The organism is Roseicyclus sp. (genome assembly GCF_965662675.1).
Taxonomy (GTDB): Bacteria; Pseudomonadota; Alphaproteobacteria; order Rhodobacterales; family Rhodobacteraceae; genus Roseicyclus.
Genome location: NZ_CBFIIK010000017.1, coordinates 1 through 17,807, shown reverse-complemented (window position 1 = coordinate 17,807; position 17,807 = coordinate 1). Strand labels below are relative to the sequence as shown.

19 protein-coding genes are annotated in these 17,807 nt (G+C 62.8%); 10 read left to right on the top strand and 9 right to left on the bottom strand.

Annotated features, from left to right (window positions below; genetic code table 11):
* Window position 1: 1 nt before the first annotated feature.
* Window positions 2-805, top strand: a complete 804-nt coding sequence (locus ACTG4J_RS05155) for a transglutaminase family protein (RefSeq protein ID WP_439137663.1) — start codon at window positions 2-4, stop codon at window positions 803-805.
* Window positions 806-833: 28 nt separating this feature from the next.
* A complete protein-coding gene (locus ACTG4J_RS05150) occupies window positions 834-1,577 on the top strand; it encodes a peptidase (RefSeq protein WP_439137662.1) in 744 nt (247 codons plus the stop codon).
* A gap of 100 nt (window positions 1,578-1,677) precedes the next feature.
* Here the strand turns inward: ACTG4J_RS05150 and ACTG4J_RS05145 are convergent, their stop codons facing one another.
* A complete protein-coding gene (locus ACTG4J_RS05145) occupies window positions 1,678-2,841 on the bottom strand; it encodes an FAD-dependent oxidoreductase (protein ID WP_439137661.1) in 1,164 nt (387 codons plus the stop codon).
* Window positions 2,842-2,921: 80 nt separating this feature from the next.
* Entirely contained in the window at window positions 2,922-3,344 is a 423-nt protein-coding gene (gene dksA / locus ACTG4J_RS05140) for an RNA polymerase-binding protein DksA (RefSeq protein WP_438975801.1), read from the bottom strand.
* Window positions 3,345-3,641: 297 nt separating this feature from the next.
* On the opposite strand from dksA, the gene ACTG4J_RS05135 reads away from it, so the two are divergent.
* The 7 genes from ACTG4J_RS05135 (at window position 3,642) to ACTG4J_RS05105 (ending at window position 9,129) form a co-directional block, all read left to right on the top strand.
* Window positions 3,642-4,487: an AAA family ATPase gene (locus tag ACTG4J_RS05135; RefSeq protein WP_439137660.1), complete on the top strand. Its 846-nt coding sequence runs from the start codon at window positions 3,642-3,644 to the stop codon at window positions 4,485-4,487.
* 177 nt (window positions 4,488-4,664) lie between these two features.
* Entirely contained in the window at window positions 4,665-6,056 is a 1,392-nt protein-coding gene (locus tag ACTG4J_RS05130) for a DUF2927 domain-containing protein (RefSeq protein ID WP_439137659.1), read from the top strand.
* A 25-nt stretch (window positions 6,057-6,081) separates the two neighbouring features.
* On the top strand, window positions 6,082-6,246 hold the full coding sequence (locus ACTG4J_RS05125) for a hypothetical protein (RefSeq protein WP_439137658.1): 165 nt from the start codon (window positions 6,082-6,084) through the stop codon (window positions 6,244-6,246).
* A gap of 15 nt (window positions 6,247-6,261) precedes the next feature.
* Window positions 6,262-7,446: a vWA domain-containing protein gene (locus ACTG4J_RS05120; RefSeq protein WP_439137656.1), complete on the top strand. Its 1,185-nt coding sequence runs from the start codon at window positions 6,262-6,264 to the stop codon at window positions 7,444-7,446.
* Window positions 7,443-7,793 (top strand): hypothetical protein, encoded by a 351-nt coding sequence (locus tag ACTG4J_RS05115; protein ID WP_439137654.1) that lies wholly within the window; start codon window positions 7,443-7,445, stop codon window positions 7,791-7,793. Before ACTG4J_RS05120 ends, ACTG4J_RS05115 begins: the two co-directional genes overlap by 4 nt.
* Window positions 7,790-8,386, top strand: coding sequence for a DedA family protein (locus ACTG4J_RS05110; protein WP_439137653.1), 597 nt, complete (start codon window positions 7,790-7,792; stop codon window positions 8,384-8,386). Before ACTG4J_RS05115 ends, ACTG4J_RS05110 begins: the two co-directional genes overlap by 4 nt.
* A 44-nt stretch (window positions 8,387-8,430) precedes the next feature.
* Complete coding sequence (locus ACTG4J_RS05105; RefSeq protein ID WP_439137651.1) at window positions 8,431-9,129, top strand: M48 family metalloprotease; 699 nt, start codon at window positions 8,431-8,433, stop codon at window positions 9,127-9,129.
* A 50-nt stretch (window positions 9,130-9,179) separates the two neighbouring features.
* Here the strand turns inward: ACTG4J_RS05105 and ACTG4J_RS05100 are convergent, their stop codons facing one another.
* From ACTG4J_RS05100 to ACTG4J_RS05070, 7 genes are all read right to left on the bottom strand, one after another.
* Window positions 9,180-9,722, bottom strand: a complete 543-nt coding sequence (locus ACTG4J_RS05100) for an RSP_2648 family PIN domain-containing protein (RefSeq protein WP_439137650.1) — start codon at window positions 9,720-9,722, stop codon at window positions 9,180-9,182.
* Window positions 9,719-10,927 (bottom strand): RSP_2647 family RNA methyltransferase, encoded by a 1,209-nt coding sequence (locus ACTG4J_RS05095; protein WP_439137649.1) that lies wholly within the window; start codon window positions 10,925-10,927, stop codon window positions 9,719-9,721. The genes ACTG4J_RS05100 and ACTG4J_RS05095 overlap by 4 nt, the downstream gene beginning before the upstream one ends.
* A 37-nt stretch (window positions 10,928-10,964) precedes the next feature.
* The gene (locus ACTG4J_RS05090; protein ID WP_439137647.1) at window positions 10,965-11,597 is read right to left on the bottom strand and encodes a DUF6778 family protein; all 633 of its coding nucleotides are present in this window, start codon (window positions 11,595-11,597) and stop codon (window positions 10,965-10,967) included.
* 211 nt (window positions 11,598-11,808) lie between these two features.
* Entirely contained in the window at window positions 11,809-12,786 is a 978-nt protein-coding gene (locus tag ACTG4J_RS05085; protein WP_439137645.1) for a FliM/FliN family flagellar motor switch protein, read from the bottom strand.
* 71 nt (window positions 12,787-12,857) lie between these two features.
* Window positions 12,858-15,542 carry an ATP-binding protein gene (locus tag ACTG4J_RS05080; protein WP_439137692.1) on the bottom strand — a complete coding sequence of 895 codons (2,685 nt, stop codon included), beginning with the start codon at window positions 15,540-15,542 and terminating at the stop codon, window positions 12,858-12,860.
* On the bottom strand, window positions 15,542-15,826 hold the full coding sequence (locus tag ACTG4J_RS05075; RefSeq protein WP_439137643.1) for a hypothetical protein: 285 nt from the start codon (window positions 15,824-15,826) through the stop codon (window positions 15,542-15,544). The genes ACTG4J_RS05080 and ACTG4J_RS05075 overlap by 1 nt, the downstream gene beginning before the upstream one ends.
* A gap of 20 nt (window positions 15,827-15,846) precedes the next feature.
* On the bottom strand, window positions 15,847-16,236 hold the full coding sequence (locus ACTG4J_RS05070) for a response regulator transcription factor (protein WP_439137641.1): 390 nt from the start codon (window positions 16,234-16,236) through the stop codon (window positions 15,847-15,849).
* Between the two features lie 338 nt (window positions 16,237-16,574).
* Here ACTG4J_RS05070 and ACTG4J_RS05065 point away from each other — a divergent pair, with 338 nt between their 5' ends.
* On the top strand, window positions 16,575-17,120 hold the full coding sequence (locus tag ACTG4J_RS05065) for a YdeI/OmpD-associated family protein (RefSeq protein WP_439137639.1): 546 nt from the start codon (window positions 16,575-16,577) through the stop codon (window positions 17,118-17,120).
* Window positions 17,121-17,807: the final 687 nt, after the last annotated feature.

Below are 17,807 nucleotides of genomic sequence, written 5' to 3'. Positions count from 1 at the left end.
GATGCGGCTGAAGATCCTGCACACCACCACTTATCAGTTCGAAAAACCGGCCGCCTACGGGCTGCAACAACTGCGGCTGATCCCCAAGAGCCGCACGGGCCAGAACGTATTGAGCTGGTCCATGCAGATCGACGGCGGAAACGTGGAGACGGAATTCACCGACCACAACCAGAACCGCGTATCGCTGGTGTCCTTCGATCCCAGCGCGCGGGCCATCGTGCTGGCCTGCGAGGGCGAGGTGGAAACGACTGATATGGCAGGCGTCACCGGGCGGCATGGCGGCTTTGCGCCGCTGTGGTTTTTCCAGGGCGCCACCGATCTGACACGGCCCGGCACGAGATTGCGCGCGCTGGTGCGCGGTCTGAAGGAAGAGGCGGCAGATGATCTGGCGCGGCTGCATGCGCTTTCGGCCCGCATCCGTGCGGCGATGCCCTATGAAATCGGCCTGACCCTTGCCGAAACAACCGCGGAGGAGGCGTTGGAGCATGGCGGCGGCGTGTGCCAGGACCATGCCCATGTATTTATCGCCGCGGCCCGGCTTTTGGGATTTCCGGCCCGCTATGTCTCGGGCTACCTGATGATGAATGACCGCGTGCATCAAGATGCCAGCCATGCGTGGGCAGAAGCCTATGTCGAGATGCTGGGGTGGGTTGGCTTCGATGTGTCGAACGCGATCTCGCCCGATCCGCGCTATGTCCGCGTCGCCACCGGGCGGGATTACCGCGAGGCTGCACCGATCAGCGGGCTGCGCTATGGCGCGGGCGGCGAGGCGATGTCCATCGACATCCAAGTTCAGCAGCAGTAGGACGGATGCGGGACGAAGGGGTGGACAGATGACCTATTGCGTGGGGCTGAAATTGGACCGTGGCGTGGTGTTCATGTCGGACACCCGAACCAATGCAGGTGTCGATAATATCAGCATTTTCAAAAAGATGTTTCTTTGGGAAAGCCCCGGTGAACGCTCCATCACATTGATGACGGCGGGCAATCTGGCTACCACGCAGGCGGTCGTCTCCTTGCTCAATGAGCGGGCGAAACCGGCGGAGGAGCGGGGCCACCCCTCGATCCTCGAAGCGGCGTCGATGTTCCAGATCGCCAAGCTGGTCGGCGAGACCCTGCGCGAGGTGATCATCGAACAATCCGGCCGCGAAGGCCAGCAGGCCGATAGCCCGTTTTCCGCGACCATGATTCTTGGCGGTCAGGTCAAGGGCGGCGAGCCGCGCCTGTTCATGATCTACCCCGAGGGCAATTTCGTCGAAGCCGCCGAGGATACGCCGTTCTTCCAGATCGGCGAGACGAAATACGGCAAACCGATCTTGGTGCGCGCCTATGATCCGGCGATGAGCTTCGAGGACGCGGTCAAATTGTTGATGCTGAGCTTCGACAGCACGATAAAGGCAAATCTTTCCGTCGGCCTGCCGCTTGATCTTCATCTTTATGCGGCCGACAGCCTGCGCACGGGTACGGTGCGTCGCATCGCGCGCGACGATCCCTTTTACGAAATGATCTCATCTGGGTGGGGCGAGGCCTTGCGCGCCGCTTTCGACGGATTGCCTGCCTATTCGCTGGACAGCTGAGCGGGGCGAGGGCTGCGAATTTTCGCGCGAAAATTCGGGGGGCTCTGCCCCCGCCCGTTCCGGGCGCCCCCGGAGTATTTTCGAAGCAAAGATCGGCACGTCAGCGCGTCACGTCGCAGCCATGCACCCAAGCGAATTTGCCACCAACCAAATGCGGCGCCATCCGGCTGGCCAGTCTGAGGGCGCTATGGGCGGCAAAGCGCATCGGGCCGGGACGCAGGTGGTAATTGGCGGCGTTATCGGTCGCGGCCTGCACGATACGGGTACAACGCGGTCGGCGCAGCGCCTGATAGCGTGCGAAGGCCGCGCCATGATCGGCATCCTCGGCCAGACAGCGCGCCAGCACATAGGCGTCTTCGAGCGCCATGTTCGCCCCCTGGGCCAGAAAGGGCAGCGTCGGATGGGCCGCATCGCCCAAGAGAACAAGCTTGTGTTCATGCCAGCGCTGCGCGACAGGGTGACGGAACAGACCCCATAGATGTGCCTCATCCGCTTGCGCCAGAAGGGTCGTGACCTCGGGGCAGAAATCGGTGAAGGCGCGCCTCATCTGGGCGGGATCATCGCGGTGATGCCAGCCTTCGGCGGCCCAGCCATCGCGCTCTTCGACGGCGACGATATTGACCAGCCGCCGGTCACGCAGCGGGTAGCGTACCAAATGGCGGCCCGGCCCCATGAAAACATGCGCCTCGGGCGCGAGCGGCGCATCCACGGCGATCGTCGCGCGCCACGCGACTTGGCCGGTGAAGAAGGGGCGCGATTTGGGGTTCAGGGCCAGACGGGCGGGCGAGTGCAGCCCATCGGCGGCAACGACGAGCCCATGCGCTTGTTGCGTGCCATCGGACATATGCAAGAGATTGCCCTGCGCTTGGGGCGTGATCGCGGTGACGCGCATGCCGCAGCGGATTGTGACGCCCGCAGCTTGTGCCGCATCGGCCAAGGCGTTGATCAGATCGGCGCGGTGGGTCAGGTACCAAGGCTCATCGGGGCGGCCAAGCGGCATGGTGAAGACCCCTGCCCCGCGACGGAAATCGCGCAGATGCACCGCTTGCGCGCGCGGGCTTTTGGCCGCAATCGCGTCCGCCAACCCAAGTGCAACCAAGACGCGCCAGCCATTGGGACTGATCTGCAGCCCGGCACCGACCTCGGCGATGGCGGGGGCCTGTTCGAGAACATGCACAACGGCACCGCGTTGGGCCAGCGCCGTGGCCGCGGCCATTCCGCCGATCCCCCCACCAATGATCGTGATTGCCTGCCCGATCAGCATGCTGCCCCTTCAAATGACAAGGGGCATCCCCCACGGAAATGCCCCTGTTTTGTCGTCATCCCGCAAGGCACGGTGTGCCTTTAGTCGTCGCGATGCACCTTTTCGCGCCGCTCGTGGCGTTCTTGCGCCTCGAGGCTCATGGTGGCGATCGGACGGGCATCGAGCCGCTTGAGCGAAATCGGCTCGCCGGTCACCTCGCAATAACCATACTCACCCTCTTCGATCCGGCGCAGCGCCGAGTCGATCTTGGCGATCAGCTTGCGCTGACGATCGCGGGTGCGCAATTCCAGCGCGCGGTCGGTTTCCTCGCTCGCGCGGTCGGCGATATCGGGGATATTGCGCGTGCCGTCCTGCAACGCCTCGACGGTGGTGCGGCTTTCCTCGAGCAGGTCGTTTTTCCAGGTGATCAACTTGCGCCGGAAATACTCGAGTTGGCGCTCGTTCATGAATGGTTCGTCCTCGGCGGGACGATAGTCCTCGGGCAGAAAATTCTCGGCCTTCATAACGTTCCCCTCAGCGGAGACAGGGTCGTTTTCTCGGTCTGGCATAACGCGTCCCCGGCACCGTCCGGACCGATTACAAGACCAAAGCCGCCTTGTCACCTGTCTATTGAATGCTGCGGCGTTCTCGCCTGTGCCGATGCCGGCAAAGCTTGGATTTTGGGCAAAATTGCCTATGAATTACGGGACATTGGCCGATTTTCGCGCTATGGTTGAAAATGCAACGAACAGCGCGCGACCGGCCCTTTCGCCCATCGCACCTTCGGTTTACACCTATATTGCGGCGATAGGGAGAGCGCGATGCGCACGGGTTTCAGCGGAAGTGAAAGCTATGTGGCGACCGAGGATCTGACGATCGCGGTCAATGCGGCGGTGCGCCTTGAGCGCCCGCTCTTGGTCAAGGGAGAGCCGGGCACCGGCAAGACCGAACTGGCCCGACAAGTGGCCGCATCGCTGGGTTTGCCGATCATCGAATGGCATATCAAATCGACAACCCGTGCGCAGCAGGGGCTTTATGAGTACGACGCCGTCAGCCGCTTGCGCGACAGCCAGTTAGGCGATGCGCGCGTCAATGATGTGAAGAACTACATCCGCCAAGGCAAGCTATGGCAGGCCTTTGCCCATGCCGGTAAATGCGTGTTGCTGATCGACGAGATCGACAAGGCCGATATCGAATTTCCCAACGACCTGCTGCAGGAGTTGGACCGGATGGAATTCTTCGTCTACGAGACGGGCGAGACGATCCGGGCCGAAACCCGGCCCATCGTCATCATCACATCGAACAACGAAAAAGAACTGCCCGACGCATTCTTGCGGCGCTGCTTTTTCCACTACATCCGCTTTCCCGACATGGAGACGATGAAAGCCATCGTCGGCGTGCATTTTCCGCAGATCAAGGGCCAGCTCCTGACCACCGCGCTGACGCAATTCTATGAGATCCGCGAGCAGCCGGGGTTGAAGAAAAAGCCCTCCACATCGGAGGTGCTGGATTGGCTGAAGCTGCTTTTGGCCGAGGATCTTGCGCCTGAGGATCTGCGTCGGGACGCGGCCTCGGCGCTGCCCAAGCTGCATGGTGCGCTTCTCAAGAATGAGCAAGATGTGGCACTTTTCGAGCGGTTGGCCTTCATGGCGCGCAGGCAACGCTAGGCAAATCGTCGCCTTCATCGGCTTTGCACGGAAATCACCTGTTTGTCGCTCCGATTCCTGCCATAATTCGCGACGACCCTCGGATCAGGCAAGACAACCACGACAGGAGCACGCGTTGGCACGTTTCCACATGACTCGCTCGGCCATGCGTGTGGCGTTCAAAGGCATCGTCCGCAGGTGATCGGGCCGGTATCCTTGTCGCGCGCGATCTTGTCTTGCGCCCTGCCGCTGTTGATGCTGGCGGGATGCATGCAGCCATCAACGGGCTTGCGCGATGTGGCGAACCGCTCGGCCGCGCCCGAAACGCTGCGGGTCATGCCGCCGATGAACCAGTTCGGTGTGCCGCGCCCCATAGCGCCGATGCGCGCGAACGCGCAGATCGCGCAGGATTTTCTAGAGCTGAGCTTCATGATGGAATCGGGTCGCGAGATCGCGCAGCTGTCGCGCTTCGAGGGGCCTGTGACTATCACCGTCACACCCGGCGCGCCTGCATCGGTCTTGGCCGATCTTGACCGGCTGATCGCGCGCCTGCGCCAAGAGGCGCGTATAGACATCCGCCGCGCGGCCTATACGGACACGCCCGCAAATATCACCATCGAGACGCTGCCACGCGCCCAGATGCAGCGCGTCGTGCCACAAGCGGCCTGTTTCGTGGTGCCGCGCGTGGCAAGCTGGGCCGAGTTTCGCCGCAACCGCAATGGGCGCGCGATGGATTGGACGACGTTGCAAACACGCGAGCGTGTCGCGGTTTTCATTCCCAATGACGTCGCGCCGCAAGAGATCCGCGATTGCCTGCATGAAGAGGTCGCCCAAGCGCTTGGGCCGCTGAACGATCTTTATCGCCTGTCCGATTCCGTGTTCAACGACGACAACTTCAACGCTGTCCTGACGGGCTTCGACATGCTCGTGTTGCAAGCCTATTACGATCCCGCCTTGCGCTCGGGGATGACGCGCACACAGGTGGCCACGGCATTGCCCGCGATCTTGGCACGGATCAACCCATCCGCCCCGCAAGGGGGGGCCGGGGCGCCGATGGCGACACCGCGCGCATGGATCGAAGCGATCGAGACCGCCCTTGGACCCGGCACCCGCGAGGCAGCCCGCCCCGCCGCTGCCGCGCGCGCCGTCGAGATCGCGCGCCAATCGGGCCTGAGCGATGCGCGTCTGGCGTTCAGCTATTTCGCCTTGGGGCGCTTGTCGCTGGCCGAGAACCCGGAACGATCGGTCAACGCGTTTCTGGCCGCGCGCGATATCTACGATGCCATCGCACCGGGTCGCATTCATGCAGCCCATATCGACATGCAACTGGCGGCATTTGCGCTTAGCACAGGCAGCTATGAAGATGCGCTGCGCCTGACGGGGTCGGCCATGCCTGCGGCAACGCAAGGCGAGAATGCGGCGCTCTTGTCGACATTGCTGATGATCCGGGCCGAGGCGCTCGAAGCGCTCGGGCGCAGTTCCGAGGCGCAGCAGGTACGCCTCGACAGCCTTGGCTGGGGCCGCTATGGCTTTGGCACGAATGCGGAACTGGGCGCGCGTCTGACCGAGATCGCGTCGCTGACACCGTAAGACAATCACCGGACGGGCAAGTGACATGCTGAATTATATCGGGGCCGCGATCGGCATCGCGCTGGGGCTTTGGCTGGCGCGCCGGCGTGGCGGCAATCGGCTGGACCTTTTGCATTACGCCACGATCCTCGGCATCCTCGGTTTCATCATCGGGGCCTTCGCGATGCTTGTGATCCCCGCGCCGGGCTGACATCTTGCGGGCATCATGTTCTTGCCCTTTTTCCAAACCCTGCGCGCGGCGCGCATCCCGGTCAGCTTACGCGAATACCTCGCCTTTCTCGAAGGGGTGGCAGCGGGGCTTGTGACCTATGATGTTGACGGGTTCTACTATCTGGCACGTGCCGCGATGGTGAAGGATGAACGCCATCTCGACCGTTTTGACCAATGCTTTGCGCGCGCCTTTGCCGGACTTGCCGAGATCACGCCCGAGCAGGTGTTGGAGGCGGCCGAGATCCCGGCCGAGTGGCTGGAAAAACTCGCCGAGAAACACCTCACCCCCGAGGAACGCGCCGAGATCGCGGCGATGGGCGGTTTCGACAAGCTTATGGAGACGCTGCGCGAAAGGCTGGCCGAACAGAAAGGGCGCCATCAGGGCGGCTCGAAATGGATCGGCACCGCCGGAACCTCGCCGTTCGGGGCATATGGTTACAATCCCGAAGGGGTGCGTATCGGGCAAGAGGAAAGCCGCAACCGCCGTGCGGTCAAGGTCTGGGATAAGCGCGAATTCAAGGACTTCGCCGACGATGTTGAACTTGGCACCCGCAATATCAAGGTCGCCTTGAAGCGACTTCGCCAATGGGCGCGCGATGGCGCGGCCGAGGAGTTGGACCTCGACGGCACGATCCGCGCCACCGCCGAGCAAGGCTGGCTGGATGTCCGCACAAGGCCCGAGCGGCGCAACGCGGTCAAGGTGCTGTTGTTTCTCGATGTCGGCGGCTCGATGGATGACCATATCCGCGTGGTCGAAGAGTTGTTTTCCGCCGCAAAGGCCGAGTTCAAACATCTGGAACATTACTATTTCCACAACTGCCTTTATGAGTCCGTCTGGCGCGACAATCGCAGACGCTGGAGCGAAAAGATCCCGACGCATGAGGTGATGAACACCTATGGTTCTGATTACAAATGCATCTTCGTCGGCGATGCATCCATGTCGCCCTACGAGATCGCCTTTGCCGGGGGCGCATCGGAGCATTGGAACGAGGAGGCCGGCCAAACCTGGCTGACGCGTGCGCGCACGCAATGGCCCGATCATCTGTGGATCAACCCCACCCCCGAGCGGCTCTGGCCCCATACCCAGTCGATCGGGATAATCTCGGAGATTTTCGAGGGGAAAATGGTACCCATGACGCTAGAGGGGATCACCCGCGGCATGCAAAGTCTGGGTCGGTGACGCCGCCACGCACATCGGCGCTGCGCTATCTTTGGGCGCATCACCGCTTGGGAGTGATCGGCTTGGCACTCGCGCTGATGCTGGTGCTGGTCTTCGCGTTGCGTTTGACGCTTTTCACCATCCACTGGTCCGATCCCGACCATCGCGACCAGCCCATCGCAGGCTGGATGACGCCGGGCTATATCGCGCGCTCCTATAATGTCGCGCCTGCGGTGATCCGCGACGCGCTGCCGATCGCGGCGCCTGCGCGCAGCACCTTGGCCGATATCGCCGCGCGCACCAGCATCCCCCTCCCCGTGCTGGTGAGCCATATCGAGAACGCGATCAACCTCGCGAAACAGCCGTGACCGAGACGATCCTTGCCTTGGTGCCGAGTTACGGGCTGCTTCTGGTGGGGCTTGGCACCTTTTTGTCATGCTTGGCCCTGCCGGTGCCCAGTTCCTTGATCATGCTGTCGGCGGGCGGCTTCGCGGCGGCGGGCGATCTGGTCTTGTGGCAGGTGGGCGCCACCGCGCTTTTCGGTGCGATCGCGGGCGATCAATTGGGCTATCTGATCGGACGACGCGCCGTGGGCCATTTTCGCGGGCGCAGGCCATCGCCACGCCGCGCGGCCCTGATGGCGCGCGCCGAGGCCAAGCTGCACGACAATGCCACAGCAGCGGTGTTCTTCAGCCGGTGGCTGGTCTCGCCCTTGGGGCCATATGTCAATTTCGCCGGCGGCGCGGCACGCATAGACTGGCGCGTTTTCACCCGCGCGGGCGCTGCGGGCGAAGTGATCTGGGTGACGCTTTACGTCGGCCTCGGCGCGGGTTTCGCCGATGACATCTTGGCGCTCGCGGACATGTTGGGCAATGCTTCGGGGTTGATCGCGGCGCTTGTGGCAGCGGTGATGCTGGCGCGATGGCTTCGCGCGGCCCTGCACCAGCGTGGCGCGCATTGAGATCACCCGTTGCCACGGCCAACCGCGCGCCCCATATCCCTCACATGTTGAAATTGACCCCCATCTTGTTGGCCATCGGCTATGCGCTGGTGATGTACCAATTCTCGGCCTGGCGCACCAAGCGCGAGCTTGACGCGCGCTCGGCGGAATTGGCCGATCCTCAGATCCATGCGCTCGGCCAACGCATGGCCGATGCCTTGGGGGTCGCGCGCATCCGCGTGCATATCTACGAGGTGGAACCGGTGAACGGCTTGGCCGCCCCCGATGGGCGAATTTTCCTGACGCGGGGCTTTTTCAACAAGTATCGGGCGGGCGAGGTCACGGGCGAGGAATTGGCCAGCGTCATCGCGCATGAGTTGGGCCATGTCGCCTTGGGTCATGCAAGGCGGCGGATGATTGATTTCTCGGGTCAAAACGCGATCCGGGTGGCCTTGGCGACGGTGCTGGGTCGTTTGGTGCCGGGTGTTGGGATCTGGATCGCCAATATGCTGGCCGGCATGCTGGCCGCGCGCCTCAGCCGCCAAGATGAATACGAGGCCGACGCCTATGCCGCGGCCCTTTTGACCAAGGCGGGGATCGGCACGGGGCCGCAGAAATCGCTGTTTCTCAAGCTTGAGGGGCTGACAGGCATGGGTGGGCGCGGCATGCCGGCTTGGCTGATGAGCCACCCCAAAACAGCCGATCGCGTGCGCGCCATCGAGGCGCTCGAGGCACGCTGGGCCAAGGAGCTGCCGCAGGAGTGAAAGGTTTCGCCGCGGCAAAACCATCTGGCAAGCGCACGTTTTTCTGCGCCTCAGCCCAGTGCCTTGGCAAGCCTTGGCAGGCGTGCGCGTTTGAGAAGCCCGCGACATGCGAGCGCCTCGCCCGATAGACGCTCGGCGGTGGCATGCACCCCTGCCACCACCGCGACGATCTTGTCCGGATGGGACAGCCAAAGCTGATAGAGCGCGGCATCGGGATGAACGGCTTCAACCCCGTGCGGCGCCAATTCCCGCGCCGGGAAATCGCGCAAATTCAGCGTGATGATCGTATCGGCACGGGCCGTGACGGCGGTCGCCAAGACATGGATATCACCGCCATCTGGTAGCCAGAGCTGCCCCTCAAGCGTAGGATCGGCGGGCTGGTTTGCATCGGGGAACACCGCCGCCAAGGCCGCGATCTCGCCCCGGGCCAAGGCCGCGTCGACGGCCCCGCCATGGCGCGCGGCAGTGCGCGCCCATTCTTCGAGGAGTCGATGCGACCAAAGCGGCGTGATCAACCCTTGGCGTGCCACACCCAAGACGATCTCGCGCAAGACGGTTGGGTAAAGCACGCAAGCGTCGATCACCGCCCTCATGGCAGCAAGCGAAACGCGACCGCCTTGAGATAACCGGTCTCGGTCAAAGCCGGATGCTGGGGGTGATCGGGGCCGGCAAAGCCCGTGTAGATCAGCCGTGGCTCGCGCCCGGCCCGCCCGATCCCGCGCAGACATGCAGCGCGGAACTTGGGTAGTTCGGCGGCATGGCTGCAAGAACACAGCATCAGCACGCCCCCCTCGGTCACCAAGGGTGCAGCGAGTTTCGCGATACGTTCATAGGCGCGCAAGCCCGCCTCGAGCGCCTGTTTTGCAGGGGCGAAAGCGGGCGGGTCGCAGATCACCAGATCAAAGCGCGCGCCCTCTTCGGCCAAGGCTTCGAGCGTGGCGAAAGCGTCGCCCTGCCGCGTGGCGAAGCGGTCGGCCATGCCTGCTGCCTCGGCACCCGCCTCGGCCAGTTGCAGGGCCGGTGCAGAGGCATCGACCGCAAGCGCATGCACGGCCCCCGCCGCCAAGCTCGCCAGACCGAAGCCCCCGACATGGGAAAACACATCCAGTACCCGCCCACCGCGTGCCAGCCGCGCGGCAAAGGCGTGATTTTCGCGTTGATCGAAGAAAAGACCCGTTTTTTGGCCCGCCATGACATCAGCCATGTAGATGGCCCCGTTCATCGGCACTTGGATCGGCGCCGTGGGCGCGTCGCCCAGCAAGACCTCGGTCACCTCGGGCAGCCCCTCGGCCAGACGGGCGCGCGACGTGCCGTTCTTGATCAGATTCGCGCAGCCCGTGGCATCGCGTAGGGCCGCGACGATGGCTGCTTCACGCTCTTCAAGCCAAATGGCATTGGGCTGCATCACCAGCGTATCGCCGAAACGATCCACGATCAGACCGGGCAGACCATCACCCTCGGCATGGATCAGCCGGTAATAGGGTTCGTCATAAAGCTTGGTGCGCGCATCCACGGCCGCTTGGATACGGGCGGCCAACCATGCTTGGTCGATCAACGCCGCCGGGTCGCGATCCAAAAGGCGCAGGCCGATCTTGCCCTCGACCGTGGCCACGCCAAGACCAAGCGGCTGACGCTCGGCATCCTCCAGCACGGCCAAAGCCCCTGCCGGGATCGCGCGGGCGCGCCGGTCAAGCACAAGATCATCGCCCCATGCCCAAGGATGGCCATGACGGATGCGTTTGGCGTCGGCCTTGGGCTTGAGACGCAGGATCGGCAAAGATGAAAGGGGCGCTGTCATGCGCCCCCTCTATCCTGATGCCGCCGCGAGCGGAAGATCAGTTCGCAACCTGTGCGGTCACCAGAAGATCGGGGCGGGCGGGTGCGAATTCGCTTAGCGCCCATTGCTGAAGGTGCTGGGTGATACGCACGGCTTGCGTGATGCCACGCGCCTCGGCGGCGATGGCTTGTTGGCCGCCCAAGGCGGCGAAGGTCAGATCGACCTCGCGCGGGCCGGACAGGATTTCGCCGGTCTCGGCATGGATGACGGTCAGGACGAACTCGATCTCGTGCTCGCCGCCGATGGTATAGCGCGCGCGCTCGGTCACGGCATGAAAACGGGTCAGATCCATCGTCACGATGACCGGCGTCGCCGCAGCTTCGCGCGGGCGCATCACAGGCGACAGGGCGCGGTTCATCAACCCCTCGACCTGTGCATGACGGTCGCCCATCGGCTCACCGCGCCAGACGATATCGGACATGGGCTTGATCGAGTTGGCCTCGGATACCGTCAGGCTGCGCGGCACATTGATCGCGACAGACTGGATGGACCAATCATGCATCGGCACCTCGATCACGGGGCGCATGGTTTCCAGCGGTGCGTTGCGCGACACGTCGAAGGGCGTCGCGCAAGCCGACAGCGTCATCGCGGCCGCCAAGATCAGGGCGGGGGTTGTGAACGAACGGATCATTGCCTGCCTCCTTCTTGCCGCGCAAAGCGGCGCTTATGGGCGTTAGGTCGAAACACATGTCACCCATATCGCGGGTCACACCGTCACATTGCCCCCCGCAAACGGCGAAACAGCGACGCGCAGGCGACGGATCAAGGGAATTGCAAAGGTGATTTCCAGTCGGATTTGCGGCGAATTTTCGACGTCTTGCCCGAAAGCTGGCCCTAAGCCTTCAGCCAGTGGCGCGGCGCGCGGCCGATAGCACGGTGTCGGGCAATGCGGGCGACGGGTCTTGCGCCGCCGCTTTCGCATTCACATCAGGCAGTGCGGGCAAGCGCAAGGCCCGTCGCCCGCCGATCTGCCCCAAACGCCCATGCAAAAGCACCCGACCTTGCCCATCCTCAAGCGCGACCTCATGCAGATCGGCCAGCGAGAATGGGATCAAATCCCCCACGGCAAGGCGGTCGACTTGCATCAAGGGTTGGCTCAACCGCATCAAAACCACATCGAGGGAGAGGCGCAATTCCGCCAGCATAAGGTCGCGCGCCGCGATCCACGCTGGATCGGTCGGCTTACCCTCCGGCCCTTGATCGGCAAGCCCGGCAAGTTCGACGCGCGGCATCGCCATGACGAAACGCGCCTGCCGGGCCACACCGTCAAATCCGATCTCACCTTGCAAAACCGTGTAATCACCTTCGGGCAAGAGCAGGTTGATCTGGCCCCGATCATTGATGCGGCTGCCATAGGCCATGCGTGCGGGCCAATCGCGCTTGGTGATCGGTTGCCCCTCTTGGGCAAAGGCGGCAAGGGCAAGATCGACGAAATCACGCGTCAGCGCCTCGTCGATGCGGGTCACCGGGCGGGGTGGCAATTCAGTGGCTTCGACCCGGCCGGTCGTTTGCACCTCGACCAAGGCGTCGACCAGACCGGCGGACAGGCCGATCAAGCCGCGCCTGCCCTGCTCATCCTCGAGCGCGGCGGCAAGCCCTTGGTCGGGCAAGGCCGCGATCACCGCATGCAAGGCTTGCCGCCTGTCGACCCCGACCTGCCCCAGCGCCAGCCCCAGCCCCTCGAACGGCATCGCCGCACGGCGCAACGCGCGGCCAAAGGCATGGGTGGTCGCACCCTCCAATTCCGGTGCAGATGGAGCGACCGGCCGATGCGCCGCGATCTTGCGGCGCAGGGCGGTATGCGCAAGCGACGGGGTCATATCGGTTTGTTTTCAGGGCTGAATGGGGTGCGACATGCCCCAAGCCTATCGCATGATAGGTTAACAAGCCGTCAAGCCGCGCGCCGCACCCGCATCGGTAGGCGCACCCGGAAACGCGTGCCTTGATCAGAGGGGACATAGCTGAGCCCGCCTCCCAGGCGGATCATGATCTCGCGGCTGATCGCAAGACCAAGCCCCGCCCCCGGCGCACCGCGCGCGGTGTCGGCGCGGGCGAATTTCTCGAAGATCAATGCCTGTTGGCGGGCGGGAATACCGCTCCCGTTATCGGCGAAATCCACCTGGATGCGGCCCGGCATCTGGCGCACCGAAATCATCATCTCGGGCTGGGCCGCATCGCAGTATTTCTGCGCATTCGAGATCAGGTTGATGAAAACCTGGGTCAGACGATCGGCATCGGTCCATAGCGTGACGGCCTCGTTTTCGGGATCGCGAATGATCTTGAGCGGCCCATCGCCGGCCTGTGCGCCCGCAACGCGCATCGCGCGTTCAAGCACATCCGACAGCAGCGTTTCACCCTCATGCAGTGTGACGCGCCCATGCTCCAGAACGGAAAGATCGAGCAGATCATCCAAGAGCCGCGTCAAGCGCAATGTCTCGTCATGGATAATCCGCGAGAACCGCGCACGGGCCGGATCATCGATCCCGTCATCTTGCATCAGCAACTCGGAAAAGGCGCGGATCGAGGTCATCGGTGTGCGCAATTCATGGCTGATCTGGCTGAGAAAGGCGTCTTTCTGGCGTGACAGCGCGGTGAGCTTGGCGTTGGCCTCTTGCAGGCGGGCGGCGGTTTGGGCCAGTTCCTCGGACTTGGTTTCAAGCTGAATGGAATATTCCATGATCTGGGCGGTTTCATCGGCCACAGCCAGCAGGTCGCGCACCGACACGCTGGCCCCGCCGACGATCTGGGCGACCATCGCATGCGCGGTCGCAGCCCCAACCGACCCGGCCAGTTCGCGCTCCAACCGTTCGAGGAAATCGGGCGTGGGTTCGGGCACGCCGCCGGTGCGGCCCTGCGCCTCGGCGGCGGTCTCGAACAGCCGCCCGGCCCGGCCCGCCCCGAGGATACGCTGCGCCATCACCAACAGGTCATCAGCCGCCCCCGTCGCGCCTTGCCAGCCGTAAAGCGGCTGGGAATGATCGTAGACATTGACGAATTGCGCACCCTGCAACCGCTCCAACGGGCTGGGAAAGGACATGAGCGAGCCCAAGATGAACAACAGCGTGTTCATCCCCAAGGACAATACCATCGCCGTCAACAGCGGATCGGTCGCCTGAAGGCCCAAGGGCGTGGCGGGGCTAAGCCATGTCAGACCGAAGGGACCATCGCTGAGGATCGCGGGCATCATACCGCCGGTCTCGGCGACATTGGGGATGAGCAACAGCCACACCCAGATCAGGAACCCCGATCCGATCCCAAGCGCTGCCCCCACCCGCGTGGCCCCGCGCCACAAAATACCGCCCAGAAGCGCGGGCAAAATCTGCGCCACACCCAGAAAGGCGATCAGCCCGATATCGGCCAAGGCATCGGCCCCGCCCGACAGGCGGTAATAGCCATAGCCCAGAAACAGCACACCCGCGATCGACAAGCGCCGCGCCGTCAGCGCCACGCGCCGCATATCGCCCGACATGGGATCATCATGGCGCGTGAGCCTGAGCCAGAACGGCACGATGATATGGTTCGACAGCATCGTCGACAGGGCAAGTGCGGCCACGATCACCATCGATGTCGCGGCCGAGAACCCGCCCAGAAACACCAACAGCGCCAAACCATCCTGCCCCATGCCCAAAGGCACGGTCAGCACGAACAGATCGGGGTTGGCATCGGCGCCGAACATCTCGAGCCCCACCACCGCGATGGGCACGACGAAAAGGCTGATCAACAACAGGTAAAGCGGAAAGGCCCAACCGGCCGTCGCCAGATGCCGCTCATCGGTGTTTTCCACCACCAGCACCTGGAACATGCGCGGCAAGCACAAGATCGCGGCCCCCGCCAAGACGGTCAGCCCCAACCAGCGCGCGCCATTCCACGCGGTGTTGTTGATCGGGCTGACCTCGATCCGGGCCAGCATGTTGGCTGGCCCATCAGCCACGCCCCAGACGACGAAGATACCGACCGCAAGGATCGCCGCCAGCTTGACGATCGCCTCGAGCGCGATGGCCGAGACAAGGCCGGGATGACGCTCATTGACGTCGAGCGAGCGGGTGCCGAACACGATGGTGAACAAAGCAAGCCCCGCCGCGACCCAGATCGCGGTCTGATCGGCATCGGGCGTGCCCAATGCCCCGCCATCGGCGAAAACCGAAAACGACAGCGTCACCGATTGCAGTTGCAGCGCGATATAGGGTGTGGCCCCGATGACCGACAACAGCGTCACCAAGGCCGCCACCCCGCCCGATTTACCGTAGCGGCTTGAAATCATATCGGCGATCGAGGTGATCCGCTGCGCCCGCCCGATGCGCACCATTTTGCGCAAAAGCCAGAACCAGCCGATGAACACCAGCGTCGGGCCAAGGTAGATGGTCAGAAATTCCAACCCGTTGCGCACGGCCGAGCCGACGGCACCGTAAAATGTCCAAGCGGTCGTGTAGATCGACAGGCTGAGCGTATATGTGATGGGAGAATTGAGCCAACGCGCCTTGCCATCGGTCGCACGCTTTTCGGCGATGAAGGCCACGGCGAAAAGGATCAATACATAAAGGACGCAGACCGCGACAAGCCCGTCGAAGCTGAGCATCATGGCTGCTCCGCCGGTGGCGGCGCGGTCTCTGCCGTGTCCTTGCGCTCAGTACGCGTGAGCGACCATGACACGAATGCCGTCAGCACGATCAAACCGATCCAGATGACGAAGTAATAGACCAGCCAATTCGACAAATCCGCACCGCCGAGCAAGGTCGCTTCGCCCCGGATGAAAACAGGCGCGAAACTCAGCACCATGCCAAGCACAGGCAAGAGCCTTGCGGCATCTTGCAAGCGGTTCTGCCGATAGGTTCGCCGTTCCAGAAAGAGGCGCCGCGCCATTGCCCTACCCCCGCCTACGCCTAGGCACGATCGCCCGTGGCGCGCGTTTGCGCCAGACGCGCGACAGTGGCCAATAGATCGGCATTGGAAAAGGGTTTCGTCAGATAGGCGTCGGCCCCCATCTCGAAGGCCGCCTCTTGATCGCGGGCTTGCCCCTTGGCGGTCAGCATCAAGACCGGCAGCCGCGCCGTTTGTGCCCCGTCACGCAGCGCCCGCAGGATTTCGAAGCCCGACAGCCCCGGAAGCATGATATCGAGAATGACCATATCCGGCTTTGTGCGTGTCACGGCCTCGATGGCGGTTGCACCATTGCCATGGCCCTGCACCTCCCAGCCGGCCCGGCTGAGAATGAACCCGATCGCTTCGCGGATATTTCCCTCATCCTCGATCAACAAGATACGCCCGCCCATGGCCTTCCTCCCTTTGCCTTGGGTACCACGACTTTGCAGCCTCGCGACGGTTTAGGCAATGCCCCGCACACAGCGCCCCGCGTGAGAGGACCAGACCAAGGCGAGGCACAGCTGATCCCGCCATCCGGATGATCGACGCGCGCATGCCGAGGCGATCCAAAGCGGCACACTCAACCCGCCGCGCTGAACGCCGCATCGCCGTCCCGTATCAGCTGCATATCATCGCGCAGTCGCCTGATAGGTGCTTCTTGCGACACGACGACGGCTCAACCTTTCGGCCAGTCTTTGGAAGTGCGTTTTTGACATGACTTTTTAACTGGGCATCCTAGCTGTCGACTATGCAGATGCTCGAAATCACGAATACCGAACAGCTTTGGGGGTGGTTAGCCGACAACCATTCGCTCGGGCAGAGTATTCGTCTGGTTACGTGGAAAGCACAGCATCCCGACAAATACGTTGGGCGTGAGGAAGTGCTCGATGCCCTCATTGCGCATGGCTGGATCGATGGCCGACGCTTTGTTGTCGATGAAAATCGAACAGCGCAGCTGATTACAGCCCGGCAACAGCAGGCATGGTCAAAATCCTACAAAGATCGGGTTGCTCGGCTACGCAGCGAGGGTCGTATGCACCCAGCTGGAGAGGCAAGAGTAGCGCAAGGCCAAGCATCAGGACTTTGGAACCTTTTTGATGATGTTGATGCGCTGCTGGTGCCTGACGACCTTGCCGTCGTCTTGGATACTCAGCTTTGGGATGAACTGGCACCTTCGTATCGCCGAAACGTCTTGCGGTGGATACAACTTGCGAAGTCGCAAAAAACCAGAGCGGCAAGGATTGCGCTGACACAAGAAGCCACAAGGAACGGCGTTCGGCTGAAACAAATGTAAAGCAGTGCGTTGTTGATCGTCATTGTGACGCCATGCCGGGGATCAACACCGGAGGGTAGTTTGTCGTTTGCATCGCCATGTCAGATCGAAACAGCTGTGTTTAGCCAGGCAGCCGCAAACACAGTGTTCAACACCGCGATGCCGATTAAACAAAAATACACAAACAGAGCAAAAACTGTGCGTTTGGCGTTTTTTTGAAAAACGCGAATAGCGTGCAGGCTGCCGACATAAATTATTGTTTTTATTTGATGTTAGTGGTGCCCGGGGGCGGAATCGAACCACCGACACGAGGATTTTCAATCCCAAATTGTGGATGCAAGATCAGGCGGTTACGGGCGAATTTTCTGTCAAACCCACCACGGGAAATCAGGCACTTGGCGGCCGATTGTCAAACCTTTTGCGGGCCCGGAAAGGGGCTTTGGGCCGATGGTGCGGCGGCGTTTTCCGTTCTGTCAAGCGGTATGATCCGTCGCCATTGACGCTCCGGCGCGCCTCCTTCGCGGGGGCCCGCGCATGAGCTGGAAGGTCGCCAATCTCTGCGCCGACCGGATCTTTGGCAGCGCCGCGCGCAAGCAGATCACCATGTTCCTGGCCGACAAGGCGAGCGATGATGGCTCGGGTATCTGGTGCTCCAAGGGCACGATCCAGCGGCACACCGAGCTGGGCGAAAGCACCGTCAAGCGGACC